Raw genomic sequence first — 25,863 nt, forward strand, 5'->3', positions numbered from 1 at the left:
ATGATTTCCTAAAACTGTATATTTGGTGCTCAGAGACTCCAGAAAGCCACTCACCAATCCAACGAACGAGCTGTCCGTGATTTCATTCGGTGCTCAGGCACACCATTTAGCGAACTAGAAGGTATTCGAATACGTCTCGTCCAAATTTTCATCGGGAGATGCAACTGTGCGTCTGGGTTATTCGCCCATCTTCCATTCACAGACCTTGTTCGCACGTTCCGTCACCGGCCATTTCACTCGACAAGCGATGTCGCCAGTACTCGTGTTCTTTGGAACGTCGAAGTAGAGGACACCATTCGTCGTTTCTCCGGGGGCAATCTCACGCGAACCACGAAAGTATGGCATCTCGACCGGTTCACGCAGTCCACGTGCGAACCCACGATTCGAATTCGAATCGACGAACCCGTTGCCTTCGACTTCGAACCAGTCCTTCTCGGGTTCTGAGATGATCGAATCCGTCGGGTTCCACGCAGTTATCTCGAAGACAGCGAACGAGCGTCTGTCGATCGAACGGTTCTCGAAGCCACCTCCGTTTTCCTCGACCCAAACCGTATCACTGACTATCGGTTTGTCTACCCGAAGTTTGACACCGTTCGGTAGCTCGTGAGAGCTTCCAAACTGTGCCTTCGTGGGAACGACGTGAGTCGTTTTCTCGAACGCGGGAGGCACTGCGATTGTTACGTCTTGAACCCCTTTTGCTGGAAGCGTTTTTTCGATCGTCACCGTCTCTCCGGGTTCGACCGTCGCATCGAGTATGCCGCCCGGTGCGTTCGGCACGTTGCTCCGCACGACAGAGAACCGTTGATTGAACAGCCCAGGGTTTCCGCCTGTATTAGTCACCGACACAGAGAACTCTATTTCGCCACCGTTGACGTGTTCTTCCGGGGCGTCGAGCGACGTGACCTCCATGTCCGGGAGTGAACTCGGGTCAACCGACCCTTCCCAATATGCTTCCACGGTAGACGAACGTGAATCGGAGAGTGATAGACGGAAATCCGTCGAGTCAGCCGGGACCTCGAAGAAAACCCAGCCCAGCGCGGTGACGTTAGGATGGGCGTCTTCGACTGTTTCATAAAGTGCCCCACCGAACGGGAACGACAGCGTCGGTTCCCCGCCCGGTTTCCCCTTCGGTTTGAGAGGTCGGTACTGGCTCCCACCGGTGATAAGTGCCAGAGAGTCACGAGAAGGGAGGTCGACGACCGATTCACCCGTATTCGCTGCCCGGACGTCAGCTAAGATCAAAGCGTTACCCTCCTCTGGGCTGATTGTGGTTCCGTCGACCAACCGTGCTGCTCCAGTGAACCGAGCGGATGCAACCACAATGGTAGCACCATCGGGCCGTGAGTACGACTCCCCAACCGGGCGTTGTACTGGTCCACTCGTCGTCGCCTCGGAGGATGGAGATGTGTCCTCCCCGGACGATGCAACGGCCGAATCAGACTTCGTCGTCGTACAACCGGCAGTCGATGCGAGTGCGAGCGAGGTGAGGAACGTTCGACGGTTCATAAACCGGGATGGTCCCGGTTTATGACTTAAACCTTCGCGCCGAAGCGGCCTACTCGAACACGTCGAACACGTCGACCGCCTTGTACTCTTGGCCCCACTCGGCCCCGGTCACTTCTTCGATGAGACCGGCGTCTTCGAGGTTCTCGATGACGTTGTACGCAGTTCCACGTGATACGTCGAGTTCCCGGACGATGTCGTTCGCCGTGAAGTACGGGATTTCGAGCAATTTGCGGGCGAACCGGTCCGTCGACGTGTTTCCGGCGTAGTCCGTCTCGTACCTCGACTGCAGTTCTTTGAGTGCCCACGTGCGGTCGTACGACTCTTCGGCCTGCGACCGGAGCGCTTCGAGGAAGAAGTCGATCCACTCGACCCATTCACCCTGCTCGCTCACGGCGCGCGTCTTCTCGACGTACTCGACCTTGTTCCGGTTGAAGTAGGCACTCGGATAGATGTACGGACTCTCGATGTACCCTTGGTCGACCAGATAGAGGATGATGACGAGTCTGCCGAGACGACCGTTCCCATCCGAAAACGGGTGGACCGTCTCGAAGAAGTAGTGAATAATCGCGGCGTCGACGAGTGGGTGGTACTCACCGTCCGACTCGACGTACTCGACGAGCGAAGACATGAGGTCATCGAGAGACGACGCCGACGGAGGAATAAACGGGTCTTTGACTGGGTTTGGACTATCGAGCCGGACCATGTGGTCACGGAACTCTCCGACGACATCGCCCTCGTTACGGACACCATCGAGGAGCATCTCGTGAAGATGTTTAATCAAATCGAGCGTGAGTTCGCCCCCGCCTTCGACGTGGTCGATACCGTACAGAAGCGCCTCCTCGTAGTTCAGGGCCTCACGCAAGTCCTTGCTTTGTTCCTCTGCATCGGCGCTGTCTTCGTGTTTCGTGTGGAACGCGGCGACGTCCTGATAATCGACTTCTGCGCCCTCGATTCGGGCCGACTCGACTGCCTCGATTCGGATGAGCGTCGTATAGAGGACGGCAGCGAAATCGACCGTCGAACTGATGCCATCGACACGGCCAATCTGGTAGGCTGCGTCGGCGACGAGGTCGTGTGTCTCGTCGGGGAGTTCGATTTTCGGCTCTGGAGGAAGCGGGTCTGGTGAGTAGTACGGACGCGGATGGTACTCGACGTATTTCCCCGGTGCCTCCTTTGGGAGCTTCTTCGTCCGCATTTTCATCCAATACTGGGCGCCAGCATGTATAACTACGGATATACTAATTGAACAAGATTGGGAAACGAGACGCAGCATGTACAGAGCAACCCGGAGAATTTGGAATAGCAGTCAGTGAGCCCAGGTCTCGTGAAACTACTATTTAAACTACTGAACAAGAAAACGTGTTCGAGTCACCGTTGTCTACTAGCAAGGAGACGGTTTGACAACGAATCGGTCTGTCCGGGAGATAAATGCCGACGTTCAGATTTCGAACGGAATGAAGCCAAAAATGAGACCTATTGACCACGCTGAAAATGCGCCGTACAGACCCTCAATCCACTGAAATCTAGACCCCGTCCATTCACCGAACGAAAGCCCATCGGGTCCGTCATTTTCTAAAACGGCATATTCGACACAGAGAGACCCCAGAAGTGCCCTCACCGGTTCAATGAACGAACTGTCCAAGATTTCGTTCGTTCCCAACTCGATCTATTCCATCGTGAGTTCCGGAAGCCGCTCCTGAAACAACCTGTCCAGAACCGTCCACAGAATCTCCGTCGGAATCTGCTTCTCGAACTGAGTCGCCTCGTGGTTGGTCTCTTCTCTATCTGGCAGAGAATACTGGAAGTGAACTGCCCCGAGTTCGGGGTGGTCGTCGTCACGATGCCATCCACAATTGAACCCCGTGTTCGGATCTGCGTAATGTATCCGAAACTGCGACACGTCCCCAACGAATCGCCACTCAACATCGAGCGTCGGCGACTCTGGCCCAGTCGTCGGTACGACTCGATTTGGGTCGACCTCTGCTTGGATGAACTTCTTGACGATGCTATCCGGTTCGTAGGACACCGACGTGACCGCAGGGTGCCTCTGCAAAACGTCCTTCAGCCCTTCGTAGACCGAACTGTCGATAGTTCCTGATAACCCCATTTGGTCACGCGGAGATTGAGTCTCGTTTAGTCGCCCAATCGTACTCGTTGAGCGCCGCTCGAACGACTGGGATGCGGTCGGAGAGGTGTTCCCACTCGCTGGCAACCTCTCGTCTCGTTTCGACTTCGTCGGCGTCGTCGAGGTCCGCGATACTCGCTCGAAGTTCGCCCGGCGTCTCGACCTCGTACGACTGCTTCCAGCCCGTAATCTTGCTCCGCAGCGAATCGAGGGCATTCGTCAGCTCCTCGCGACTGTGTTCTCGCTGGAGTGCCGCGACCTCTCGATAGGTCGCCATAAGCTGGTCGACGCAGTAGAGCGTCTGGTCGCCCTGCTCTATCTTCCTGAGGACGTTGTCCTCGACGAGTTGGTTGAGGTACTTCTGTGCCGTCTTCACGGAGACTTCCGTCTCGTTCGCGACCCACGACGCGGTACGAGGAGTTCGAAGCGTCCGAGCGGCGGCACGGATTCGCTCACCCCGGGTCATCGAAGCGTGGGGGTCGTTCCGGGCTTTGTCGGGCATACTCGGTTCTACGAGACGATGGAACATATATCCACTAGATTGGAAATATAGATTGGGCAAAGGACAGCGTTCGCCTGGCGAACGAAATGAATTCAAAAATACGGTCGACTGCCCCCCGCTGAAAATGCGCCGTACAGACCCTCAATCAACTGAAATCTAGACTCCGTCCATTCACCGCACGAAAGCCCGTCGGGCCCGTTTCGCGGTGGGTCACGTTGAATCCGATGTTGTTTCGTGTCGTACCGAATCTCCATCGGGACCGCAGACTTCTGGAACGTTTTAGAACCAAAGAACGAGCGCGCTAGCCATCCGAACTCGCGGCGAAGAGTCAGCTGTCGGAATTGACAGTCGTTCCGAGGCGTCACAAGAAAACGTGAGAGAAACGGGACCGACACCGCGGTCCGGCTTCGAGAACGCCTCAGCCGAGAGCGGACGGAGCGGTTATTCGAGGTCGAATCGGTCGTGGCTCATGACCTTGTGCCACGTCTCGACGAAGTCCTCGACGAACTCCTCTTCGCCGTCGTCGCCGCCGTACACTTCCGCGATGGCGCGCAGGCGGGAGTTCGAGCCGAAGATGAGGTCGAAGCGGGTGGCCTCCCACTCGACGTCGCCCGTCTCGCGGTCGCGCACCTCGTACAGGTACTCGTCGTCCGAGACCGGCTCCCACTTGTAGTCCATGTCGAGCAGGTTCACGAAGAAGTCGTTCGTGAGCGTCTCGGGTTCGTCGGTGAGGACGCCGAGGTCGGAGTCCTGGTAGTTCGCGCCCAGCGCGCGCATGCCGCCGACGAGGACGGTCATCTCGTGCGCCGAGAGGGCGAGCAGGTCGGCCTTGTCGACGAGCAGGTCCTCGGGTCGCTCCTCGACGTCGTCCGCGATGTAGTTCCGGAAGCCGTCGGCGTCCGGCTTGAGCATCTCGAACGACTCGACGTCGGTCTGTTCCTGCGACGCGTCGGTCCGACCGGGCTCGAACGGAACCTCGACGTCGTAGCCGGCGTCCGCCGCCGCCTGCTCGACGGCCGCAGCGCCGCCCAGCACGATGAGGTCCGCGAGCGAGACGCGGGTGTCGTCGGACTGCGCGTCGTTGAACGACGCCTGAATCGCTTCGAGGGTGCCGAGCACGTCATCGAGCTGGTCGGGCTCGTTGACCTCCCAGCTACGCTGAGGTTCGAGGCGGATGCGCGCGCCGTTCGCGCCGCCGCGCTTGTCGCTGTCGCGGTACGTCGACGCCGCGGCCCACGCGGTCTTGACCAGCTGGGAGACGGAGAGGCCCGAGTCGAGAAGCTCGGCTTTGAGCTCCTCGACGTCCTCGTCGTCGATGAGGTCGTAGTCGGCGTCCGGGATGGGGTCCTGCCACAGCATCGCCTCGTCCGGAACCTCGGGACCGACGAGCCGGGACGGCGGGCCCATGTCGCGGTGGAGGAGCTTGTACCACGCCTTGGCGAACGACTCCTGGAACTCCGCGGGGTCCTCGCGGAACTCTTCGAGCACCGCGCGGAAGTCGGGGTCCTTCTTCAGCGCGATGTCGGTGGTGAGCATCATCGGGTCGACGAACTGGTCGGGGAGGTGCGCGTCCGGAGCCGCGTCCGGAATCTTGTCCGCGGGCGACTCGTCGGCCGGCCGCCACTGCCACGCGCCGCCGGGGCCCTTGTGGGCCTCCCACTCGTAGTCGAGCAGGTTGGCGACGTAGCCCATGTCCCACTGGGTCGGCGCGCTGGTCCACGGACCCTCGATGCCGCTGGTGATGGTGTCGGGGCCCTTCCCGGAGCCGTGGTTGTTCTTCCAGCCGAGACCCTGTTCCTCGATGGGAGCCGCCTCGGGCTCCGCTTCGAGGTTGTCGCCGGAGTCGGCGCCGTGGACCTTCCCGAACGTGTGGCCGCCGGCGATGAGCGCGACGGTCTCCTTGTCGTTCATCGCCATGCCGCTGAACGTCTCGCGGATGTTCTTCGCGGAGCCTTCGAGGTCGGGTTCGCCGTTGGGGCCCTCGGGGTTGACGTAGATGAGGCCCATGACGGTGTTGCCGAGCGGCTCCTTGAGGTTACCCTCCTCGTCGAAGCGCTCGGCGGAGGTCGTCTCCCACTCCTCTTCGGGGCCCCAGCTGGGGGCCTTGTCGCCGACGTAGTCGTCGGCGCGACCGCCCGCGAAGCCGAACGTCTCGAAGCCCATCGATTCGAGGGCCACGTTGCCGGCGAGGACGATGAGGTCGCCCCACGAGAGCTGGTTCCCGTACTTCTTCTTGACGGGCCAGAGGAGGCGTCGCGCCTTGTCGAGGTTCACGTTGTCCGGCCAACTGCTGATCGGCGGGAGGCGCTGGTGTCCGCCGGACGCGCCGCCGCGGCCGTCGTGGGCGCGGTACGTCCCGGCGCTGTGCCACGCCATCCGGATGAAAAGCGGTCCGTAGTGGCCGTAGTCGGCCGGCCACCAGTCCTTCGAGTCGGTCAAGACCTCCTCGATGTCCGCTTTCAGTTGGTCGTAGTCGAGGTTCTGGAACTCCTCGGCGTAGTCGAACTCTTCTCCCATCGGGTCGATCTGTTGGGCGTTCTGGTCGAGGATTTCGAGGTCTAACTGGTCTGGCCACCAGTCATGGTCGGAGCCATTCATACGCCAACAGTTACCGCTTTTGGGTGATAAAATTGACTGATTTTGAATTAAGTCTTGGCTATAGCCAAAGCGATCTTTTTAATTTATGAATAATCCTCGATGAGGACGCTCACGAGGTGCAGATTCTATTTCGAATTCGAGTAGCTAACCGGAGAGAGCGCGCGGTTTATTTCGCGCCCGCGTACACCGGTTATACTGACGCCCCGGTACGGACAAACGGGGTCGGTCAACGCCGGGTCGATTCGGCTAGCACGGGAGGTCCCAGTACTCACTCAGATAATCAAAAAGATAGTAGGTATGAATTTATCTAATATTTAGGTCTGTGACGGTCGTACATATCGCGCACGATGAACGACGAAACACCCGGTCTCTCGTTTGATTCGCAGCTCGCGGCGATACAACACGTCGAACGACGCCAACTGCTTCTCGCGCTTCTCACGGCGACTTCCAGCGGCTCCGCGCTCGACGACGGCCGTGCTCGGCCCGGAACCGATGTTCGGAAACTGAAACTGCAGATGTACCACGTCCACCTCCCGAAGCTCGAACGGATGGGCCTCATCGAGCCGAACGGGAACTGGTACGACATCCGCAGGGGCCCGCACTTCGACGATATCGTGCCGCTGTTGCGCGTCATCGACGACCACGAAAAGAGACTGACGGGCGACGTGCTGTGAGCGTCGTCGAGCGACCCGATGTTCGAACCGACGGCAGCGTCGGTCGCGGATTACTCCGAGTCGCGGCCGAGCAATCCCTGGGACAGCAACCGGCGCGAGATGACGATGAGGCCGTTCTGGAATCCACTACCGAAAATCGCGTGCTCTTCGCCAGTGTCAGGAACGATGGTGCTGACGAGAATCGACGAGCGGTCGACGAGTAAGAGACGACCGATAGCGAGGTTTTCGGCGGCGTTCTCGCCACGGAGCCATTCCAGACCCGAGACGAAGGTCGTCGCGTCCGGGACCGCTTCCCGAACCTGTTGTTGTAGGGGTTCGGTCGCCGCCCCGACGAGCACGTCCACGTCCTCAGCGCGAGCGTTCAGGTCCTTGGCGAGTCGGTCGGTCAGAAGCGAGCTGTCGCCGAGGACGAGGACGATCTCGTCTTTCGCGGTACCGAGGAGTTTGTGCGTCCGGTTTGCGATGGCGTCCGTCCCGGTCATCGCCCAGACCTCCTGTACAGAACTCTCGTCGTCCGAGTCGATTCGTTCGGTACGTTCCAACGCGTTCGTGAGCCGGTCGATTCGGCTCTGATACTGCGCACGGAGCGTCTCGGTCGCTTCCGCGAGCGGAACGGCTCGAAACCGTTGCGGACTCGAATGTTGGACCTCGACGAGCCCCTGTGCTTCCAGCATGCGAACCGCGTCGTAGACGCGGGTCCGCGGTACGTCGGTGATTTCGCTGAGTTGCTTCGCCGTGCCCGTCGAGACGCGAGTGAGTCCGACGAAACACTTTGCCTCGTACTCTTTGAGTCCGAGTTGCTGAAGTACGTCGACAGCGTCCTCTTGTGGATCTTCCGTGCTCATGTGTCCCAACCGGCATTCCGAGTCGTCCCGGCGCTCCACGAAATCTTGTATCGGCAAACAGATAACAATTGTTACTGAATGAGTGAACCGGCTCCGTCGTAGAATAGATATCGTTCGAGTGTCGGCCTGAAAAAGCAATTGAAGAGGGTTTTTGCGAATGAAACTTGTGAGTTTCGTAGTGACATCTGTTTATTCACCCGAGATTCGTTGGACAGCCATCTCTAGTCCATCTCTCATTGATTCACTCAGTTAATCACAAACTACTATATTGTTCCAAGCTAGATACTACCCGCGGCACACAGCGAAGTACTGTGTCCCAACCACAATCGACACGTGCCGCCTCAGCCACTTGTCGTGGCTGAGTTTCGCAGACAACGAGGCACCCATTATGAGTACTGACTCGGGCGACGACTTCCGCTCTGTCGCAATCGAACAACTGAAACAACTCGGCCTCAGCGCGTACGCCGCACGGACCTTCGTCGCGCTCACCAGTCTGGGCATCGGCACGGCAACGGAGATTAGCGAGGTCTCCGAAGTCCCGCGAACTCGGGTGTACGACGCGGTCGACGAGTTACGCGAGCGGGGACTCGTCGACATCCAACAGTCCTCACCGAAGAAGTTCTGGGTGGTGTCCGCGGAGACGACGTGCCAGAAGTTCGAACAGGAGATGAGACAGCGGACCTCCCTTCTGACGACGGCGCTTCAGGAACTCGGAACTGCCCAGCGCAAGCAGGAACAGCGTGGCGTCTGGACGGTTGAAGGCCAGCCTGCCGTCACGGACCGTGTCCTCGAATTCATCGGCGGCGCGGAGGACGAAATCGTCTACATGACCGTCGAGGGACTGCTCACCGAGGACGTCACCGAGGCGCTGGGGGAGGCGGCACGCCGGGGCGTCTCGATTCGGGTGGCGGGAATCTCGCCGGACGTTCAGGGGATGATTCACGACGAAATCCCCGACGCGGAGCTGTTCGACACGCTGTGGATGTGGTCGGACACGCCCGCGGGCCGCCTCATGATGGTCGACGGAGCGCAAACGCTCGTGAGCGTGCTCGTCAACGGCAGAGACGCGGCTCCGTCGAGCCCTCGGTCGGAGACGGCGATCTGGGGGGCCGGCGAGACGAACAGCCTCGTCGCGGTGCTCCGGGCGATATTCACGTGGCGGCTCGAAAACGACGGCCTCGACGACTGAGACGGGGGCCGGCCGACTCTTTGGGCGGTTCGAAACACGGAGACGGAAGCGTTCGAAGTCGGAAGCTCGTTACTTCGGCTCGGTACAATCGACCGACGACTGTCGAGAAAATCGCTCGCGCGTGACCCCGAGCGCGGCGCGAGCGGCGCGGAATGCCGTCGGGGTGGTCCGGCAGCTTACTGCCGTGGTGGACGCGGCGGCGCGACAGCGGTCGTCGCCACCGCGCCCATCGCCACGACAGGGTCGACGATGGGTATCGGAACGTCGGCCCGCACGTCGGGAATCGCGCCCGACGAGGAGATGCCGGTACAGCTCGGCGCGACGACGTCACAGCCGGCGTCGACGAGGCGGTCGACCGCCGCGCGAATCGCCGCCCGCCCGTCGTCGGTCGTGAGGTAGTTCGTCGTCGCCGCGCCCTCGACGACTTCCTCGGCCGCGAGCCGGTCGCCGAGCAGGTCACGAATGGCCGACCCGGCCCCGTTTTCGAGGCCGAGCGTCCCGACGCGCGACCGGGATGTCGAGCGCCTCGTCGAGCGCCTCCACGCCGGGGTCGAGCGCGCAACTGACGCAGAGCGCGTCGACCTCGGTCGCCAGCTCGCGGCCGAGCGCCTCGATGTGCGGGAGTGCGTCGGCCTCGGCGGCCGCGTTCGGAATCCCGTCGGGGTGGTCGGGGATGCACCGCGACAGCGTCGAGACGTGCGGGTAGTGTCGCTCGACGAGTCGTCCGTGGAGAGCGACCTCCTCGGGGTCGTCGAGGGTGAGCACGCGGAGGACGCCGAGTTCGACCATCAGGCGGCACCCCCGCCGTTCCCGTTCCGGTCGGCGTCCGGGTCCGGCGCGCCCGAGTCCGCGTCCGCCGTGTCCGCGTCCGCCGGCTCGTCGATGCCGCGGGCCGCGAAGAAGCCCTGCTGTCGGAGCGCGTCGAGCAGTTCGCCCTCGCGGCGGTTCATGAAGCCGTTCGGCCCCCAGTAGCGTTCGAGCGTCTCCTGCCACTCGCGGCGGTCGTCGCCGTAGACGCTGTCGCCGTACATCTCGTTCATCGCGTCGTAGCAGGCGTCGAGTTGCGCCGCGGTGGGGTCGCGGTAGCCGCCCTCGTGGAGCACCGTGTCGAGCGGAACCCTCGGGGCGTTCTCGGTCGCCTCGCCGTGGCGCGGAACGCCGAGACAGAGGCCGAAAATCGGCAGGACGCCCGCGGGGAGGTCGGCCGTCGCGGCGACCTCGGTGAGGTTGTTCAGGATGTTGCCGATGGGACAGACGCCGTAGCCGCGGCTCTCGGCGGCCAGCATCACGCCCATCGCGGCCAGCGAGGCGTCTATCGACCCCTCCAACAGCCCCATCGCGGGCGTCGTCCGGAACTCCCGGTCGCGGTGCTCCAACAGCAGTCGAATCCGGCGGACGTCGATGCAGACCAGAAGGAACTGGCTCGCCTCCTCGACCTGCACGGTACCGCGGCTACACAGTTCGTGAATCCGCTCGCGGCGGTCGGGGTCGCGTATCCAGACGAAACTGTACATCTGGGTCGTCCCGCTCGTCGGGGCTTTCCGACCCGCGTCGACCATCGCGCGGACCTCGTCGTCGGGAATCTCGGCGTCGGTGTCGAACTGGCGGACCGTCGCGCGGCGCGCCAGCCACGGCGCGAGGTCCGGCACCTCGGCGGCCGCCGCGGCGAGCGCGGGCCGGTCCGTGTGGTCCGTGTAGTCTGTATTCGCGCGGTCACCGGCCGGGGGCGTGCGGTCGCTCACACGCGCACCTCGCCGTCGGCGACGACGACCTCGCCGTCGAGCGAGACCGTCGGTTCGAGGATGACGCCGTCGAGGTGCGAGTCGCAGTCGATGGTGCCGCCGAAGCCGAGGTTGTCGCCGAAGGCGACGTGGCAGGTGCCGTACACCTTCTCGTCTTCGAGGACGGTGCCGATGATGCTCGCCGCCGGGTTCGTCCCGAGACCGAGTTCGCACACCCGGCGGGCGCAGTCGTCGCCGCTCGTCGCGTCGAGGAACTCGTCGGCGGCCGCGCCCTCGACGGACGCGATGCGTCCCCCGTCGAGTTCGACCGTCAGCGGGTCGTCGAGGACGCCGACGCCCGCGAGGCCGCCGTCGAAGACGAGCGTTCCGGTCGCCGTCCCCTCGACCGGCGCGATGTAGCTCTCGCCGGACGGGAGGTTGCCGGAGTCGCCGGAGTCGGCGATGATGCCGTCGCTCGGGATGCCGTCGCGGCCCGAAAGCGACATCGTCGCCGACGCGCCGCCGGCCTCGATGCGGGCCTCGTCGGCCGCGGTGAGCTTCTCCGTGAGCGCCGCCGTCAGGCGCTCGACCTCCTCGTAGTCGGCCGTAATCGCGCCCTCGCTGAACATCTGGTCCGTGATGCCGGGCATCGTGGCGACGCGCGCGCCGGCCTCGGTCGCGGCCTCTCGGGCCCGCGTGTGCGTCAGCGACGCGCTGGTCGGACAGACCACGATGTCCGCCGACTCCATGGCGCGGGCGACCGATTCCGGCGGCTCCATCCCGTTTCGCTCCATCGGCGGAATCTCGAACAGGCCGGACTCCAAGCCGAGGTCGACCCCCGCCTCGAACAGCGGCCGACCGATGTGGTTCGTGTCGGTGTCGGTCACGACGAGGAGCGTCTCGCCGGGACGGGCGTTCATGTTCTCGGCGAGGAGTCGCTTCGCCACGGCGCGGTAGTCGGCCACGTCAGAGCACCTCCTCTGCGGTCTTCGCCAGCACCGACCGCCCGAGCAGGACGCTCGTGTCCGTTATCTCGCGGACGGTCGCCTTCATCTCGGGCGTGTAGCCCATGCAGTCCATCACGATGAGGTCGGCGTCGGTGCCGATGTCGGCCGCGGCGGCCGACACCTCGTCTTCGTCGGCGTACGGCGACCCGGCGGCGGTGACGAGGTCGTAGTCGGCCCACTTCTCGAACGTCATGGCCTCCTGTTCCTCCTTGGGCATGATGACGCCGAGGGTGCCCCCGTCGAGGATGGTCGAAACCCACGCCGAAAGCAGGTCGCTCGGCTCGAAGACGGGGACGCTGACGTCGAACGGCGGAAAGTGACCCGTACAGAGGACGCCGATGGCCGTCACCTCCGATTCGAGGTCGCGAATGCGCGCTCCGAGGAGGTCGACGACCGACTCGCGGTCGACGGTGACGGCCGTCCCGTCGGCGAGTCGGGAGACGTACACCGGCTGTCCCTCGCGCGGGCCGACCGCGGCTTCGACCTCGGCCGCCGAGTCGAACCGGTCGAGTGCGCCGACTTCGACGAGTTCCACCTCGGGCGAGAGCATCGCCGCGATGTCGGGCGTCACGTCGGTCCGGGGGGCCTGCCCGATGGTCACGAGTCCGAGCGTCGACATCTCAGACGCCCTCGCCCAGCGTCTGGAGGCGACCCATCGAACCGTACAGCGACGTGAGGCGGTCGTATTCGGCCTCGTCGTAGAACGACGCGCGGCCGCGAGTGAAGTCCTTGGCCGTCTCGACGACGAACCCGGTCGCGTCGAGCAGGTCGGTGAGGTAGTTCGCGCCGGTCCCGCAGCCGGGGACGGGCGAGACGCTCGTCGTCGCCACGCCCACGACGGGCGCGTCGGTCGCCGTCGCCGGCTGGAGGATGCTGTTGATGTGGTGCACGTCGTTGCCGTAGGGGGTGATGTCCTGCATCGTGAGCGTGAGCGTGCTCGGCGGGCGGCCGGTCGCCCGCTCTTGGATGTCGAGGAGGCTGTCGCTCACCTTGAGCACCCACCCCTCCTTGACCGTGGGCGTGATGGCGAAGCCGCGCTCGCAGTGGACGCGGTTGCCCTTCGTGGCGTCGACGGAGACGACGGCGTCCATCTCCTCGTCCACCTCGTGTTCGTTCATGGTGCTCGTATCGACCGGACTGCCCATGAAGGGCACCGGGTCGTGGGGGGAGGTCGGCGCGTCCGGACAGACGTGCGTGGCGATGCGGACGTCGCCGGCGAGCACGTCGCCGCGGGCGCGCATCTCGCCGAGGTGGAGCGCGACCGCGAGGGCGACGATGGCCCCGTCGGCGTCGGAGACCGGGCCGAGTTCGGCCGGCCGGTCGTGTCGGTGCCCATCAGGTGCGTCGCGCTCGGCGGCTCGCTCGCCTGGTCGAAGTAGACGCTGTCTCTTATCCCCATCTGTGCCGGACGAGCGACGCCGCCGTGCCGAGTTCCGCCTCGACGACCGTCTCCAGTCGGGCCGCGGTGCCCGGCACGCCGCCGACCGCCGCCTGCACCGACTCGGCGTCCTGCGACAGCCCGATAGAGCCCATCGGCCCGGTCGGGTGCGCCCGCCCGTTACAGGCGGCGTCGACGAGCGGGAGCCCGGTCACGGCCGACTGGAGCAGGCCGTTGACGGTGGCGAACCCGCCCATCTCGTTCGTCATCAGCGCGCCGACGGTCGTCCCGTCGGCCGCGAGTCTGTCCACCAGTAGTTCGACCGCGCGCACGTAGTCCGCGGGGTCGACGTGGCTCTCCGTCGCGGCGGGCGCGCCCACGCCGCTGACGGTCAGCACCACGTCCGTCGGGTCGAGGTCGGCGACCGAGACGATTGTCGGCCGGCCGTACTCGACGGCGAGTTCGCCGAACTCGATGCCCTTGGTCAGCGAGCCGCCGCCCCCGCCGCCGAGGACCGCGCCGCCGACCGCGATGTCTTCGACCCATTCCGCCGTTATCGTCCGCGTGTCGTCTGTCGTCATTGGGGTGCCTCGGGGGTGTCTGCGTCGTCGGCCGTCGCGCTGAGGAAGGCGTTCGGCCGCTGTCTGTCGGCGTTGCGAAGCGTCGCGGTCCCCCGCGCCCGGAGTCGCTTCATGCCCGCCGCGAGCAGGTGGTACGTCTGGTCGCGGCCCATCGATTCGAACAGCCCGTCGGACTTCGCGACCGCCGTGGCGCAGACCTCGTCGTCGCGGCACGGCCGGTCGCAGGCCGAACACGCCGGCTGGGCGGCCTTGAACGCCGCCGGGTCCGACGCGCACGACCGGAGCAGTTCGTCGGTCCACGGGCGGTTCCGTCGCGCCCGCCGGAGGGCGGCGAGACGGTCTGTGCGCTCCCCGGTCATTCCCACTCCGCTCCCTCCTCGAACCGGTCGTCGTGGAGGAAACACCGCGCGACCTGGTCCGGGCCGCGCTCGTACAGTTCGGGTTCCTCGACCGCGCAGGCGTCGAACTCGTGGGCGCAGCGCGACCGGAACGCACAGCCGCTGGGCTTTTCTCTCGGGTCCGGCACCTCGCCGTCGAGCGTGATTCGGTCGGGCTTCGCCAGTTCGTCCTCCTCGCTGATGGTCGAGATGGCGGAGAGGAGCGCCCGGCTGTAGGGGTGTTGGGGCGACCCGAACACCGAGTCCACGTCGCCGACCTCGACGAGCCGCCCGAGGTACATGACGCCGATGCGGTCGGCGACGTTCTTCAGGAGCGAGAGGTCGTGGGTGATGAACAGGTAGGTGATGCCGAACTCCGCCTGTATCTCTTCGAGGATGTTGATGATGCGGGCCTGCACGCTCACGTCGAGCGCGCTCGTCGGCTCGTCGAGGACGACGAACTTCGGGTTGAGCGCGACCGCGCGGGCGATGCCGACGCGCTGTTTCTGGCCGCCCGAGAGCTGTCCGGGGTAGCGGTACATGAACTCCCGCGGGAGGTCCACCATGTCCAAGAGTTCCTCGACCCGTTCGAGCCGGGCCTCGGAGTCGCCGTAGTCGTGAATCTTCAGGGGTGCCTCGATGATCGACTTGACGCGGTGGCGGGGGTTGAGGCTCGAAGACGGGTCCTGATGGACGATCTGCATGTTCCGGCGGAACCGCTTGAGCTCGCCGTCGGAGAGGTCGACGACGTTCTGGCCGTCGATTTCGACCCGCCCGCTCGTCGGCTCCGTCAGGCGGAGCATCGACCGGCCGGTCGTCGTCTTGCCGGAGCCGGACTCGCCGACGAGGCCGAACGTCTCGCCCTCCGCGATGGAGAAGCTCACGCCGTCGACGGCGCGGACCTCCCCCGCCTTCTTCTGGAGGATACCCTCGAACAGCGGGAAGTGTTTCTTGAGGTTCTCGACCGTGACCATCGGGTCGTCGAGGTCCCGGTCGCGCTGTGCCGCCGCCGTCGAGTCGGTCGTGTACGCTGAGTCGTTCATTGGTCCGTCCCCCCGTCTGCTGAGACGTCTCCCGGGGCGTCGCCGCCGGCGACCAGCCACGGCGCGGTGCCGATGTCAACCGGGTCGGCGGCGAGCGATTCGTGGCGCTCGCGGGCGGGCGGGCCGTCGAACAGATGGCACGCGGTCGCGTGGTCTGAGCCGGTCTGCCGCGGGTACGGGTACGCGTCGTAACAGGCCGGCTCCGCGTGCGGACAGCGCTCGACGAACCGACAGCCGACCGGCGGGTCCGTGTAGTCGGGCAGGTGCCCTTCGATGCCGTCGCCGATGCCGGTCGACAGCGTCGGGATGCTCTCCAACAGCCCGCGGGTGTAGGGGTGCTGGGGGTTCGCAAACAGGTCGGCGGTCGGCGCTTGCTCGACGATTTCGCCCGCGTACATCACGTTGATGCGGTCGCTGACCTCGCGGGCGACGCCGAGGTCGTGGGTGATGTAGAGGACGCTCGTGTCGCGCTCCTCGACGAGTTCGTCGAGGAGGTCGAGCACCTTCGCCTCGGTCGTCACGTCGAGGGCGGTGCCCGGTTCGTCGGCGATGAGCAGGTCCGGCTCCGACAGGAGCGCGATGGCGATGAGGACGCGCTGGCGCATCCCCCCGGAGAGTTCGACCGGGTAGCTCTCGAAGACGCGCTCGGGGGCCGAGATTTCGACCTCGCCGAGCATCTCGATGGCCCGCTCCCGGTGTTCGGCCTTCGAACCGGTCGACAGCGCGTCGCGGACGAGCTTCGACAGCGACAGCCGCGGCCGCCCCTGCCACTTCAACACGTCCATCATCTGCTCGCCGACCGTCAGGACGGGGTTGAGACTCGTCATCGGGTCCTGCATTATCATGCTCATCTCCTTGCCGCGCCGCGAGTGGCGCTCGGCGTCGGAGAGAGAGAGCACGTCCTCGCCCTTGTAGCGAATCTCGCCCTCGGGGATGGTCGCCGAGGGGAGCAGTCCCATGATGGACTTCACGGTGACGCTCTTGCCACAGCCCGTCTCGCCGACGAGCGCCGCGGTTTCGCCGCGCTCGATGGTGAAATCGATGCCGTTTATCACTTCGGCCGTCCCGTCGTGGGTCTCGAAGTGGACGTGGAGGTTCTTCACCTCCAAGATGGGCTCACCCATCTCAGTCCACCTCCACGTCGAGCACGTCGCGCAGGCCGTCGCCGATGAAGTTGAACCCGAGGACGGCGAAGGAAATCGCCAGTCCGGGGAACACGGCGATCCACCAGAAGCTCGTGACGTAGTTGCGGCCCTGCGCGATCATCGCGCCCCACGTCGGCGTCGGCGGTTGCGCGCCGAGGCCGAGGAACGACAGGCCCGCGCCGACGAGGATGACGAATCCCATGTCGAGGGTCGCCTTGACCGTGATGGGGCTGACGACGTTCGGGAGAATCTCCCTGAACGTCGTCCGCACCCACCCCGAGCCGAGCGCCCGGCTCGACTCGATGAACTCGTCTTCCTTTATCGAGAGCACCTCGCCCTGCACGAGGCGGGCGTACCACGACCACCACGAGAAGGCGATTGCGACCATGACGTTGAACAGCGACGCGCCGGTCGCGGCGACCACCGCCATGGCGAGGAGCGTGGGCGGGATGGCGAGGAAGATGTCCGTCACCCGCATGATGACGGTGTTCGTCGTCCCGCCGAGGTAGCCCGCGATGAGGCCCAGCGTCACGCCGATGGAGATGGCGATAGAGAGGACGATACCGCTCATCAGGAGCGACAGGCGCGCGCCGAACAGGACGCGGCTGAAGATGTCGCGGCCGGTCGTGTCGGTGCCCATCAGGTGCGTCGCGCTCGGCGGCTCGCTCGCCTGGTCGAAGTAGACGCCCGCGCCGGCGTGTTCGGGGAACGGCGCGATGTACGGCGCGAGAAGCGCCGCGATGATGAGCGTCAGAATCATCGCCAGTCCGACGAGCGAGAGCTTGTTGCCCGCGAAGGTGCGGAAGCCGCGTTTGAGCTGTCGAATCCGCTCTTTCCGGGCGGCGCTCTCGGTGTCGAGAAACGGGATGGAGGTCTTCGTGGACACGGCTATCCCTCCTCCAGCCGCACCCGCGGGTCGAGGTAACCGTACAGCAGGTCGACCACGAAGTTGGCGGTCACGAAGCCGATACCGACCACGATGGTGACGCCGACGATGGCGTTGAAGTCCTGATAGAGGATGGCCTGGACGCCGTAGCGCGCCATCCCCGGCCACGCGAAGACGATCTCCACGAGGAACGCGTTCCCGAGGAGGAAGCCGAACGCGAGGCCGACCACCGTGAGTGAACTCGTAAAGGCGTTTTGGAGCATGTACTTGTATTCGATGAGGGCGTTCGGAAGGCCGTAGGCCCGCGCGGCGAGGACGTAGTCCTTGCGCTGTTCGTCGATCATGTCCGAGCGGATGAGCCGCATCACCTGCGCCAGCGTGGCGAGGCCGAGCGCGACGGTCGGCAACAGGAGGTGCGTGGCCGCGTCGAGGAACGTCCCGAACTGGCCGGCGATGAGGCTGTCGACCAGATACAGGCGCGTGACCGCCGGCGGGGGAGCGACGCCGTCGCTGAGTCGCCCCGAGAGGGGCAACAGTCCGAGGCTGACGACGAAGACGATTTGCAGGACGATAGCGACCCAGAACCGCGGCATCGACACGCCGAACAGGGCGGTGATGCGCGAGAGGTGGTCCTGCCAGCGGTCCTTGTTGGTGCCGGCGACGACGCCGAACGGAATCGCCAACAGAACGGCGCAAAACAGCGTGACGACGGTCAGTTCGAGCGTCGCGGGCAGGCGAGCGACGATGTCGGAAAAGACGTTGTTGTTCGTCCGGAGCGACATCCCCCAGTCGCCCTGCACGACGCCGACGAGCCAGTCGACGTACTGCATCGGCAGGGGCTGGTCGAGGCCCATCTCGGCGCGGAGTGCCGCGACTTGCTGGTCAGTTGCTTCCGGTCCGAGCGCCAACCGAACGGGGTCGCCCGGAATCACGCGGGATATCAGGAAGATGAGCACTGACAGCCCGAAGATGACGGGGACCGAGTGGATTGCGCGCCGAACGAGGTAATCTACGTATGACATTGGTGAGTTGGAAAGACGGCCCGAGGCGGGGCGTCGGAAGTCGTCGGGCGGCTACTCCGCGCGACCCTCGCCGCTCCGAGTCATCGAGTGGACGTCCCAGTCGAACGACATCACGCCGCGGTACTGCCAGCCCTCGACGTTCTCGTTGATGCCGATGCGGTACGGCGGGTTGGCGATGTAGACGCTGGGCATGCCCTCGACGATGAGCGCCTGCGCCTCCTCGTACTTCTCCAGCCGGCTCTGGAGGTCGGTGGACTTGCGCGCCTCTTCGAGGGTGGCCGCGATTTCGTCGGTGGAGTACCACGACTGGGAGATGTACGACCCGAACGAGGAGGGGTGGTACATCAGGTAGGTGTGGCTGTCCGGCGACGGCATCTTCGCCGTGTGGAAGATGTTCGTCATGTGGGCGGTCGACTCGGCGCTCGTCGCGCGGTCGGTGAGGCGGGCCCACTGAAGCGGGTTGATTTCGAGGTCGATGCCGAGTTCGTTCAGCCCGGCCTGATTGAGAAGCCCCATCTGGCGCTGGAGCTCGGTGCCGGCGACGACGACGTGTTCGAGGCCGATTTCGTTGATTTCCTCGACGGAGTAGTCCGCCCTGTCGAGGAACTCCTTGGCCTTGTCGAGGTCCTGTTCCATCGGGACGAGGTCGCCGTTGTGGCCCGCCATCTGACGGGGGACCGGCCCGGCCGCGACGCCGCCGCCGCCGATGATGTCGTTGACGGCGCTGTCGTAGTCGAAGGCATAGGCGATGGCCTTCCGGACGTTGATGTCGTCGGTCGGTGCCTTCCGGCAGTTCAGCGGGAAGTGGAACAACTGCAGTTGCGGCACCTCGGGGACGCGGACGTTGGAGTACGAGTCCATCTCGGCGTACGCCTGCGTGCCCATGTACTGGTCGGTCATGTCGCCTTCGCCCTGTTGCATCGTCGTCTTGATGGTGGACTCCTCGGTGATGACCGTCGAGCGGAACGTGTCGAAGCTGTCCTCGCTCCAGCCCTTCCAGTAGTCCTCGTAGGCGGTCGCCTCGATGGAGTTCCCCTGCTCCCAGTCGTCGAGGACGTACGCGCCCGACCCGGCGGAGTTGCTCTGGAGGTAGGCGTTCCCGTAGTCGCCGTCCTGTTCGTTCTCTTGGACGACGGCGCTGTTGACGATGTAGAACTGGACGAACGTCGCCAGCGCCGGCCCGTACGCCTGATTGAACTCGAAGGCGACCGTCTGCTCGTCGCGGACGGAGATGTTCGAGGGGTCGAGGTAGTCGAGCCAGAACGACGAGTAGCCGCGCTGGAGTTCCAGCATCCGGGTGAGCGAGTACGCCACGTCGTCGGCGGTCAGCGGCGTGCCGTCGGAGAACGTCACGTCGTCGCGGAGGGTGAACACCCACGTCTGGCCCTCGTCTTCGGTGTCCCAGCTCTCGGCGATGTGGGCGGTCGGCTGGAGCGTCTCGGCGTCGACCGTGATGAGTTCGTCGTAGAGGTTCTGCGCCGCGAGCCCCTGCGTGTAGTCGACCTGCTCTGCGGGGTCGAGCGTCCCGAACACCTGCCCGGCGATGAAGTGGAAGTCGTTGCCGCCGCTTCCGCCGCTTCCGCCGTCGCTCGTCTGTTCGGTCGCAGTCGAGTCGCTCCCGGAACTCCCGTCGCTCGTCTCGGTCTGCTGGGTCCCCTGACAGCCCGCGAGCGCGACACTCGTCGCGCCCGCACCGATGAGTTTCAGCAGTTTTCTGCGCTCTATGTTGCCGGTTGGCATGGAGGTTTGTGGATACCCCATTCGTATAAAGCTTTCCTAGTGATTGAACATATCGTCTATAAAAGAAGTTGATTCATCTAATTGTAAGTTCGTAATAATATTGGAGAGAACCGAGAACCCACAGATATGGACGAATACACCCCATGAGAAGATATAGAAGCCGATTCGGTCTTGGCTTCCCCGATAGAGATCGAATATGCACAGCTAATCGTGAGAATAGTGGACAGACTCGGCTCGTCAATCACGAGAACGTCGCGGCGAGAGCGGTCGGGGACGAGACGGAATCAGCGACCCCGCGGGCAGTTACTGGGGGAGAAACAGGCCGGGTTCGGTGTGTCGGAACGAACAGCGGCGACTGTTTCCGAGGTCGCTCACCGTCGTCCGAATCTCGGATTCGGTCCGGAGCGTTTCGACGAACGACGAGTCGGTGTCGGCGTCGTAAAACACGGGATAGAGGACCGCTTCCATCGTTTCCTCGGATTTCACGACGACGACGAAGATTCGGACGTTGGTGTCGCGGGCGCGGTAGACCTCGAACTGTTCGAACGCCGCATCAGGGCCAGAAACTGTCGATTCGAGGGCTTCGAGTTCTGAATCCGGAACGAGAAGCCGGAATCCGGAGTCGGCGGCCGCCGCCGCGTCCGTCGTGGAAACGTCTCCCGGGTGAAGGACGAGCGTCTCCCAGCCGGAATCTTCGAGTTCCGCCGAGACCTCGTCGATTTCAGTGAGGATGTCGGCCCAATCTGCGAGGGCCTTGTTCGTTCGATTGATTTTTCCGCGAACCATGTCGTCACCCTCCGTGAACGCGGAGTAAAAGTGTTTGGGGGCCTGAACGCGCGTTCCACCGACGGCCTGCGATTTCGGTCGTCCGCCGCCTTGGCGCGAGTAAACGATTCGTTCACATACTGTATCCAATTCGGAGATTTCGAGGAAACATTCATATATATGAAGCTAAGCGGTATAACCGTGAGACTAGCAATGCCCGATTCGCAGGAGTGGATGGAGGACCCGCGCGTTGTCGAGCTTCTCGAAGACCGGATGGACAAAAAGGACGTCCGCATCTTCCGCGAGTTGAACAAAGACGGGCGTATCTCGGACACGGAGTTGGCCGACCGCGTCGGGCTCTCTCGGACGGCCGCGCGGCGGCGACGGAAGATGCTCCAAGAGGACGGCATTCTCGAAATCTTCGCGCTGTTGGTCTTTCGGGCGGCCAACTATCCCTACGCCGAGGTCCATATCTCCTACGACAGCCACTCCACGAACGACGAGATAACGGCGTTCATCGAGCGGCTCCTCGACGAGGGGTTGGTGTACGAAGTCGCCGAGTGCATCGGCGAGTACGACCTGCTGATTCGCGTCTGGCAGTCCTCCCTGAGTAGCATCAACAGCTACGTCCGCGAACTCCTCCAAGACAGCGACGTGGTCGACACCTACACCATCGTCCCCATCACCGACTCCTACAAGATGTTCCACCGGACGTTCTACAGGCCGGGCGAAGACGCCGACGACGCGTCGTGACCGAGTCGCGGGTCGCCGCGAGCGAGAATTGGGTGTAATCCGAACGGAGTTCGGCCGGAGTTCGGTCGGTGTTGTCCCGAAGTTCGGAAAAGCGCTATTTCACCGTTAGCTCATTCGAAGACGGGGAACAGAACTCCCCTCTCTGTGACGGACCCTGTCGGCGGCGCGCCGCGTCCACCGAGCACCGCCCCTCGGTCGCTCGGTCGGTCGTCGGCCGCCGCGTTCCCCGTCTCCCCGTCGGCCCGGACTTGCACACCGCCTCGGACCCGGTTGCCCTGCCACTTCGGGCCGGAACCCCACCAACATTCTTTTGCGACGCCGTCAGTCGAGCGCCTTCGCAACTCAGTCGGCGGGTTCGACGTACCACGAGGTGCTGCGGGCGTACCCCCACCGCGAGATGTGGAGCGCCTCGGCCTCGCGCTGGAGCAACTCGACGAGCGACCCGATTTCCTTCGAAGACAGTCCGACCTCGTCGGTGATGTGTCTGCTCTTGAAGTAGAACGCGCCCTCCGAGGCGCGCGTCGAGAGGTACTGTTCGAGTCGGTCCCGCTTGGAGGGTGCACTATCGGAACTCATGGCTCGGGGTGCGGGCCGCGAGGTGAAATTCGATTTCCGAACTTACGGCCAATTCGGGGCCAGATGAGGCACAACTCTCACCGAGTTCGCGCCGCGGGCGGGAAAGGAGTTCGAGGCGAAGCGAGGCCGGAGACACCGCGCGGCGTCGCCTCAGTCGCCGTCGTCGAACGCGGTTCGCTCTGCGATGTCGTCTAAGAGGTCGAGGTTGTCGTCCATCTTGGGCGTCAGGAAGAACAGTTTGCCGTACTCCTCACCGCTCGTGGTGAGGACGCCGTTGTCCGTGAGCATCTCCAGGTGGTGCTGGACGGTCTTGTAGTTCAGATCGAGTTCGTTCGAGAGCTGATTCGTGTTCAGCGGCCGCTCGTGCAGTGCGCGAATGATTCTGAGGCGGTTTTTCCCGCCGCGGGTCCCGCCGACGAGCCACCACAACAGCCGCCGCATCTGGGTTCCGGGGCCGCCGTGTCGGTGTTCGTGACGTGCATCTGTCGCCGTCTGCCGCAGCGCCTGCTTGCCCCCGCTGTAGTTCGTCATGGTCGCTCGACCGCCTCGGTCGTCTTCCGGTCGGCCGCGAGCGTGTTCGTCCCACAGTCCGTGAGTTGCATCGTCTACCTAATCTAGTCGCGTTCCCGCGGATAACGATTCGCCGAACTCGACGCAGAGTTGCCCCCGAGAGGGGCACAAATTAGACCCAAATTCGAACCGAAAACGAGCGACTCGGGCGCGTTAGCGCGGGCAGACGGCTGAGAGAGGTCGCGTCGCGGGCGGCCTCTCGAAACAGGGCGCGCCGGGTCGCGGTGCGGAACCGGACGCCGCGGCGAACGGCCCGAACCGTTCCCGACCGACCGCTCGAACCGACACGTTTTAGGTTAGCCTAAACAATGTGTCGAGCGAGCGACGAACGGACCGCGGCGTCGGCGACGGCCCGCGAACCGACGCACTGACACATCATGGTCGGCACGACACTCACCCAGATTCGGACCCACATCGAATCGCTTGCGAGCGACGACGGGAGCTACGAACTCGTCTGCGGACGGACCGGCGAACGCCCCGTTCCGGTGGACGGCCTCCGGTTCGAGGACCGCACGACCGCGGAGGCCGCCGCGCGCGCGGCGAGGAGATATCGCTCCGCCCTCCGGCGGTACGACCCGAACGTCCCGTACTACGACCTCATCGTCTCGGAGCACGAGGAGCGTCCGGGGTTCGGCGGCGCGAGCGCGAGTGCGAACACGGGCGCGACCGCAGAGGGGTGGGCGACCGCCGGGGCGACGCCCGGACTCCCGAAACCCCCCCGCGACCTCGGACCCGACGCGGACGGCCGCGCGGAGTGCGCCGACGGCGGCGACCGCGCCGAGCGGGTCGAGTTCTGTCACCGGGTCGCGGCGGCGGTGTTCGAGGCGCTCGTGGACGCCGGCCACCGGGCGGTCGAGACCGCGGTGATGGACGCGTACTTCGACCTCGCGGAGACGATGGCCAGCGCGGACGACCTCTGTCTGCGCCTGTTGGAGAGCATGGCGACCGCGCTCCACGTCCATCTCGGGTCGGCCGAGCAGGCTGACGTGCTCGAACGCGCCGCCTCGTACCTCGCGTCGCGGCCCGGCTCCACGGGGGCACTGGCGGCGACGCTGGCGGAGATGGAACGGCTCGACCTCGTGGAATCGTACACCTGTTCGCCGTGGCGACCCGGCCCGGACGCGACGACGAGGGCCACGGAACTGACCCTCGAAGGCTACGCCCTCTCGGCGCGCGAGGGCCGGCTCCCGGTGCTGCCGGTCGTCGTCGAACTCTACCGCCGGGCGTCGTCGTGGAAGCCCGTCTCCCTGCACGTCACGCCGACCGAGGGGGGCTGGCACGCGACGCTTTCGGTCTCCGCGACGTCGAACGCGGTCGGACTGGCGAGCGTCCCCATCCACGAGCGCACCGCCGACTGACTCGCGTTCGTCCCGCGCTCGCGCCGAGGCGACCGGCACTGCCGCGGCTCGCGGCCGCGGTCGGCCGAGTGGTCGCACCGCGGTTCGAGGAGTAAACCACGACGAGACGGCCGGTGGCCGTGGATTTATGCTCGCGAGTTCCTACTAGCCCCGATGTGGACTCCCCGTTCGAGACGCTCGACATCGACCCGGACGCAGACGAGGACGAACTCGTCGACGCGTACCGTCGACGGGTGAAGTCGGCCCACCCGGACCACGGCGGGTCGGCGGAGGAATTTCAGGCGGTTCGGACGGCCTACGAGGCGATTCGGGGCGGCTACGAGCCCGGCGACGAACTCGAACCCGTCGAGACGGACGGCCGACGCCCGACCGACGAGGGTGCGGCCCGAAACGGACGGCACGACGCCGGTGCCGCCCGGAACGGCCACGCCGAAAACGGGACCGGCGGCGAGGGCGCTGGCGTCGACGCCGACTCGGAGCCCGAACCCGACCGGCGTGGAGCGCGGGTCGAGTTCCTCGATTACGACGTGCTCACCGACCGCGGCTGGTCGCTCACCGACGACGACCTGTTCGAGAAGGCCGCCGAGAGCGGCCTCGACGGCGACGCCTACGGCGAGGTGTTCGTCGAGCCGCGGACCAACCTCCTGAAAGCGGCCGAGGACGCCGGCCACAGTTGGCCCTTCGCCTGCCGCGGCGGGGCCTGTGCGAACTGCGCGGTGGCGGTCGTCGACGGCGAGGTGAAGATGCCCTCGAACCACATCCTCTCCGAGGAGATGCTGGAGCAGGGCGTCCGGCTGTCGTGTATCAGCCTCCCAGTGACGGACGACCTCCGGGTCGTCTACAACATCGAACACCTCCCCGGACTCGACGAGCTCCGACTCCCCCCGCAGCACGCCCGGAAGATGAGTCCGGGGGACTGACGCGAACCCCCGGTGGGATGCCTCGATGACGACTTTTATGCGCGTCCTCCGCCGACCCCCGCTATGGCAATCGAGTCGGGAGACCGCGTCGCGCTCGCGTACGTCGGACGCTTCGAAGACGGGACCGTCTTCAACACCTCGCGGTACGAGGTGGCGGTCGAACACGGCCTGTTCGAGGCCCAGGAGAAGGACCGCGACGACTACGCCCCCCAGACGTTCGTCGTCGGCGCGGGGCAGATTATTCCGGGGCTCGACGAGGCCGTCGTCGGGATGTCGGCCGGCGAGGAGGCGACCGTGACCGTCCCGCCGGAAGACGCCTACGGCGAGTTCGACCCCGACCGAATCCGAACCTACGACCCCGAGACGTTCGAGGGGATGGTCGGCGACGAGCCCGAGGTCGGCCTCCACGTCCACGCGGAAAACGGGCTACACGGCGACGTTACCGCCGTCCGCGACGACGCGGTCGAAGTCGACTTCAACCACGAACTCGCGGGGAAGACGCTCGTCTTCGACATCGAAATCCTCGCCGTCCAGTAGGGGTTCGGGACCGGGCCGGGTCGGAGCCGTCTCGACCCGTCCGTC

At 64.6% G+C, this 25,863-nt stretch carries 27 protein-coding genes and 1 pseudogene; 7 read left to right on the forward strand and 21 right to left on the reverse strand.

Features of this window, described 5'->3' with window-relative positions; translation table 11 throughout:
* Window positions 1-177 precede the first annotated feature (177 nt).
* The 5 genes from BN996_RS02470 to katG form a co-directional block, all read right to left on the reverse strand.
* On the reverse strand, window positions 178-1,506 hold the full coding sequence (locus BN996_RS02470; protein ID WP_089777015.1) for a hypothetical protein: 1,329 nt from the start codon (window positions 1,504-1,506) through the stop codon (window positions 178-180).
* Between the two features lie 49 nt (window positions 1,507-1,555).
* On the reverse strand, window positions 1,556-2,701 hold the full coding sequence (locus BN996_RS02475) for a Fic family protein (protein WP_089777302.1): 1,146 nt from the start codon (window positions 2,699-2,701) through the stop codon (window positions 1,556-1,558).
* Window positions 2,702-3,172: 471 nt separating this feature from the next.
* Complete coding sequence (locus BN996_RS02480; RefSeq protein ID WP_226908679.1) at window positions 3,173-3,532, reverse strand: hypothetical protein; 360 nt, start codon at window positions 3,530-3,532, stop codon at window positions 3,173-3,175.
* A gap of 85 nt (window positions 3,533-3,617) precedes the next feature.
* Window positions 3,618-4,133: a DUF7342 family protein gene (locus BN996_RS02485; RefSeq protein WP_193310919.1), complete on the reverse strand. Its 516-nt coding sequence runs from the start codon at window positions 4,131-4,133 to the stop codon at window positions 3,618-3,620.
* A gap of 441 nt (window positions 4,134-4,574) precedes the next feature.
* The gene (katG, locus tag BN996_RS02490) at window positions 4,575-6,731 is read right to left on the reverse strand and encodes a catalase/peroxidase HPI (RefSeq protein WP_089777017.1); all 2,157 of its coding nucleotides are present in this window, start codon (window positions 6,729-6,731) and stop codon (window positions 4,575-4,577) included.
* 347 nt (window positions 6,732-7,078) lie between these two features.
* Between katG and BN996_RS02495 the strand changes: the two genes are divergently transcribed.
* A complete protein-coding gene (locus tag BN996_RS02495) occupies window positions 7,079-7,405 on the forward strand; it encodes a hypothetical protein (RefSeq protein ID WP_089777018.1) in 327 nt (108 codons plus the stop codon).
* A 50-nt stretch (window positions 7,406-7,455) separates the two neighbouring features.
* Here the strand turns inward: BN996_RS02495 and BN996_RS02500 are convergent, their stop codons facing one another.
* Window positions 7,456-8,250, reverse strand: a complete 795-nt coding sequence (locus tag BN996_RS02500) for a TrmB family transcriptional regulator (RefSeq protein WP_089777019.1) — start codon at window positions 8,248-8,250, stop codon at window positions 7,456-7,458.
* Between the two features lie 388 nt (window positions 8,251-8,638).
* Here BN996_RS02500 and BN996_RS02505 point away from each other — a divergent pair, with 388 nt between their 5' ends.
* Window positions 8,639-9,439, forward strand: coding sequence for a TrmB family transcriptional regulator (locus tag BN996_RS02505; RefSeq protein ID WP_089777020.1), 801 nt, complete (start codon window positions 8,639-8,641; stop codon window positions 9,437-9,439).
* Between the two features lie 176 nt (window positions 9,440-9,615).
* Here BN996_RS02505 and BN996_RS20725 read toward each other — a convergent pair.
* From BN996_RS20725 to BN996_RS02530, 5 genes and pseudogenes are all read right to left on the reverse strand, one after another.
* Window positions 9,616-10,228 (reverse strand): annotated as a pseudogene (locus BN996_RS20725) (aspartate/glutamate racemase family protein).
* Window positions 10,228-11,181 carry a nitroreductase family protein gene (locus BN996_RS02515; protein ID WP_089777021.1) on the reverse strand — a complete coding sequence of 318 codons (954 nt, stop codon included), beginning with the start codon at window positions 11,179-11,181 and terminating at the stop codon, window positions 10,228-10,230. The pseudogene BN996_RS20725 and the gene BN996_RS02515 overlap by 1 nt, the downstream one beginning before the upstream one ends.
* Window positions 11,178-12,125 (reverse strand): aminopeptidase, encoded by a 948-nt coding sequence (locus BN996_RS02520; protein WP_089777022.1) that lies wholly within the window; start codon window positions 12,123-12,125, stop codon window positions 11,178-11,180. The genes BN996_RS02515 and BN996_RS02520 overlap by 4 nt, the downstream gene beginning before the upstream one ends.
* 1 nt (window position 12,126) lies before the next feature.
* Window positions 12,127-12,786, reverse strand: coding sequence for an AroM family protein (locus tag BN996_RS02525; RefSeq protein WP_089777023.1), 660 nt, complete (start codon window positions 12,784-12,786; stop codon window positions 12,127-12,129).
* A 1-nt stretch (window position 12,787) separates the two neighbouring features.
* Entirely contained in the window at window positions 12,788-13,444 is a 657-nt protein-coding gene (locus tag BN996_RS02530; RefSeq protein WP_226908692.1) for a DUF1177 domain-containing protein, read from the reverse strand.
* On the opposite strand from BN996_RS02530, the gene BN996_RS20450 reads away from it, so the two are divergent.
* The gene (locus tag BN996_RS20450; RefSeq protein ID WP_226908681.1) at window positions 13,358-13,546 is read left to right on the forward strand and encodes a hypothetical protein; all 189 of its coding nucleotides are present in this window, start codon (window positions 13,358-13,360) and stop codon (window positions 13,544-13,546) included. The genes BN996_RS02530 and BN996_RS20450 overlap by 87 nt on opposite strands.
* A 10-nt stretch (window positions 13,547-13,556) precedes the next feature.
* Here the strand turns inward: BN996_RS20450 and BN996_RS02535 are convergent, their stop codons facing one another.
* The 8 genes from BN996_RS02535 to BN996_RS02570 form a co-directional block, all read right to left on the reverse strand.
* A complete protein-coding gene (locus tag BN996_RS02535) occupies window positions 13,557-14,126 on the reverse strand; it encodes an S-methyl thiohydantoin desulfurase domain-containing protein (RefSeq protein ID WP_226908682.1) in 570 nt (189 codons plus the stop codon).
* Window positions 14,123-14,485, reverse strand: a complete 363-nt coding sequence (locus BN996_RS02540; RefSeq protein ID WP_089777024.1) for a hypothetical protein — start codon at window positions 14,483-14,485, stop codon at window positions 14,123-14,125. The genes BN996_RS02535 and BN996_RS02540 overlap by 4 nt, the downstream gene beginning before the upstream one ends.
* On the reverse strand, window positions 14,482-15,546 hold the full coding sequence (locus tag BN996_RS02545; RefSeq protein WP_089777025.1) for an ABC transporter ATP-binding protein: 1,065 nt from the start codon (window positions 15,544-15,546) through the stop codon (window positions 14,482-14,484). Before BN996_RS02545 ends, BN996_RS02540 begins: the two co-directional genes overlap by 4 nt.
* Window positions 15,543-16,670, reverse strand: a complete 1,128-nt coding sequence (locus tag BN996_RS02550) for an ABC transporter ATP-binding protein (RefSeq protein ID WP_089777026.1) — start codon at window positions 16,668-16,670, stop codon at window positions 15,543-15,545. The genes BN996_RS02545 and BN996_RS02550 overlap by 4 nt, the downstream gene beginning before the upstream one ends.
* 1 nt (window position 16,671) lies before the next feature.
* The gene (locus BN996_RS02555) at window positions 16,672-17,577 is read right to left on the reverse strand and encodes an ABC transporter permease (RefSeq protein WP_089777027.1); all 906 of its coding nucleotides are present in this window, start codon (window positions 17,575-17,577) and stop codon (window positions 16,672-16,674) included.
* A 2-nt stretch (window positions 17,578-17,579) separates the two neighbouring features.
* Window positions 17,580-18,599: an ABC transporter permease gene (locus tag BN996_RS02560; RefSeq protein WP_089777028.1), complete on the reverse strand. Its 1,020-nt coding sequence runs from the start codon at window positions 18,597-18,599 to the stop codon at window positions 17,580-17,582.
* A gap of 51 nt (window positions 18,600-18,650) precedes the next feature.
* Window positions 18,651-20,339 (reverse strand): ABC transporter substrate-binding protein, encoded by a 1,689-nt coding sequence (locus BN996_RS02565; protein ID WP_089777029.1) that lies wholly within the window; start codon window positions 20,337-20,339, stop codon window positions 18,651-18,653.
* Window positions 20,340-20,642: 303 nt separating this feature from the next.
* Window positions 20,643-21,125: a DUF7529 family protein gene (locus BN996_RS02570; RefSeq protein WP_089777030.1), complete on the reverse strand. Its 483-nt coding sequence runs from the start codon at window positions 21,123-21,125 to the stop codon at window positions 20,643-20,645.
* A 192-nt stretch (window positions 21,126-21,317) separates the two neighbouring features.
* Here BN996_RS02570 and BN996_RS02575 point away from each other — a divergent pair, with 192 nt between their 5' ends.
* The gene (locus tag BN996_RS02575; RefSeq protein WP_089777031.1) at window positions 21,318-21,857 is read left to right on the forward strand and encodes an Lrp/AsnC family transcriptional regulator; all 540 of its coding nucleotides are present in this window, start codon (window positions 21,318-21,320) and stop codon (window positions 21,855-21,857) included.
* Between the two features lie 342 nt (window positions 21,858-22,199).
* Here BN996_RS02575 and BN996_RS02580 read toward each other — a convergent pair whose 3' ends face one another.
* Together BN996_RS02580 and BN996_RS02585 are read right to left on the reverse strand one after the other, a co-directional pair.
* On the reverse strand, window positions 22,200-22,433 hold the full coding sequence (locus BN996_RS02580) for a DUF7123 family protein (RefSeq protein WP_089777032.1): 234 nt from the start codon (window positions 22,431-22,433) through the stop codon (window positions 22,200-22,202).
* Window positions 22,434-22,583: 150 nt separating this feature from the next.
* Complete coding sequence (locus tag BN996_RS02585) at window positions 22,584-22,874, reverse strand: ArsR/SmtB family transcription factor (RefSeq protein WP_089777033.1); 291 nt, start codon at window positions 22,872-22,874, stop codon at window positions 22,584-22,586.
* Window positions 22,875-23,380: 506 nt separating this feature from the next.
* Between BN996_RS02585 and BN996_RS02590 the strand changes: the two genes are divergently transcribed.
* The 3 genes from BN996_RS02590 to BN996_RS02600 all read left to right on the forward strand — a co-directional run bounded on the left by BN996_RS02590 (window position 23,381) and on the right by BN996_RS02600 (window position 25,818).
* Window positions 23,381-24,361 carry a DUF7551 domain-containing protein gene (locus BN996_RS02590; RefSeq protein ID WP_089777034.1) on the forward strand — a complete coding sequence of 327 codons (981 nt, stop codon included), beginning with the start codon at window positions 23,381-23,383 and terminating at the stop codon, window positions 24,359-24,361.
* Between the two features lie 155 nt (window positions 24,362-24,516).
* Complete coding sequence (fer, locus tag BN996_RS02595) at window positions 24,517-25,281, forward strand: ferredoxin Fer (RefSeq protein WP_089777035.1); 765 nt, start codon at window positions 24,517-24,519, stop codon at window positions 25,279-25,281.
* A gap of 63 nt (window positions 25,282-25,344) precedes the next feature.
* The gene (locus BN996_RS02600) at window positions 25,345-25,818 is read left to right on the forward strand and encodes an FKBP-type peptidyl-prolyl cis-trans isomerase (RefSeq protein WP_089777036.1); all 474 of its coding nucleotides are present in this window, start codon (window positions 25,345-25,347) and stop codon (window positions 25,816-25,818) included.
* Window positions 25,819-25,863 lie beyond the last annotated feature (45 nt).

Source organism: Haloferax massiliensis (assembly GCF_001368915.1).
Lineage (GTDB): Archaea > Halobacteriota > Halobacteria > Halobacteriales > Haloferacaceae > Haloferax > Haloferax massiliensis.

Excerpts from the sequence above, each read along its gene's own strand:
- BN996_RS02470 (WP_089777015.1), bottom strand. The coding sequence starts at position 1,506 with ATGAACCGTCGAACGTTCCTCACCTCGCTCGCACTCGCATCGACTGCC.
- BN996_RS02475 (WP_089777302.1), bottom strand. The coding sequence starts at position 2,701 with ATGCGGACGAAGAAGCTCCCAAAGGAGGCACCGGGGAAATACGTCGAG.
- BN996_RS02485 (WP_193310919.1), bottom strand. The coding sequence starts at position 4,133 with ATGCCCGACAAAGCCCGGAACGACCCCCACGCTTCGATGACCCGGGGT.
- katG (WP_089777017.1), bottom strand. The coding sequence starts at position 6,731 with ATGAATGGCTCCGACCATGACTGGTGGCCAGACCAGTTAGACCTCGAA.
- BN996_RS02495 (WP_089777018.1), top strand. The coding sequence starts at position 7,079 with ATGAACGACGAAACACCCGGTCTCTCGTTTGATTCGCAGCTCGCGGCG.
- BN996_RS02500 (WP_089777019.1), bottom strand. The coding sequence starts at position 8,250 with ATGAGCACGGAAGATCCACAAGAGGACGCTGTCGACGTACTTCAGCAA.
- BN996_RS02505 (WP_089777020.1), top strand. The coding sequence starts at position 8,639 with ATGAGTACTGACTCGGGCGACGACTTCCGCTCTGTCGCAATCGAACAA.
- BN996_RS02525 (WP_089777023.1), bottom strand. The coding sequence starts at position 12,786 with ATGTCGACGCTCGGACTCGTGACCATCGGGCAGGCCCCCCGGACCGAC.
- BN996_RS02535 (WP_226908682.1), bottom strand. The coding sequence starts at position 14,126 with ATGACGACAGACGACACGCGGACGATAACGGCGGAATGGGTCGAAGAC.
- BN996_RS02540 (WP_089777024.1), bottom strand. The coding sequence starts at position 14,485 with ATGACCGGGGAGCGCACAGACCGTCTCGCCGCCCTCCGGCGGGCGCGA.
- BN996_RS02545 (WP_089777025.1), bottom strand. The coding sequence starts at position 15,546 with ATGAACGACTCAGCGTACACGACCGACTCGACGGCGGCGGCACAGCGC.
- BN996_RS02550 (WP_089777026.1), bottom strand. The coding sequence starts at position 16,670 with ATGGGTGAGCCCATCTTGGAGGTGAAGAACCTCCACGTCCACTTCGAG.
- BN996_RS02560 (WP_089777028.1), bottom strand. The coding sequence starts at position 18,599 with ATGTCATACGTAGATTACCTCGTTCGGCGCGCAATCCACTCGGTCCCC.
- BN996_RS02565 (WP_089777029.1), bottom strand. The coding sequence starts at position 20,339 with ATGCCAACCGGCAACATAGAGCGCAGAAAACTGCTGAAACTCATCGGT.
- BN996_RS02570 (WP_089777030.1), bottom strand. The coding sequence starts at position 21,125 with ATGGTTCGCGGAAAAATCAATCGAACGAACAAGGCCCTCGCAGATTGG.
- BN996_RS02575 (WP_089777031.1), top strand. The coding sequence starts at position 21,318 with ATGCCCGATTCGCAGGAGTGGATGGAGGACCCGCGCGTTGTCGAGCTT.
- BN996_RS02580 (WP_089777032.1), bottom strand. The coding sequence starts at position 22,433 with ATGAGTTCCGATAGTGCACCCTCCAAGCGGGACCGACTCGAACAGTAC.
- BN996_RS02585 (WP_089777033.1), bottom strand. The coding sequence starts at position 22,874 with ATGCGGCGGCTGTTGTGGTGGCTCGTCGGCGGGACCCGCGGCGGGAAA.
- BN996_RS02590 (WP_089777034.1), top strand. The coding sequence starts at position 23,381 with ATGGTCGGCACGACACTCACCCAGATTCGGACCCACATCGAATCGCTT.
- BN996_RS02600 (WP_089777036.1), top strand. The coding sequence starts at position 25,345 with ATGGCAATCGAGTCGGGAGACCGCGTCGCGCTCGCGTACGTCGGACGC.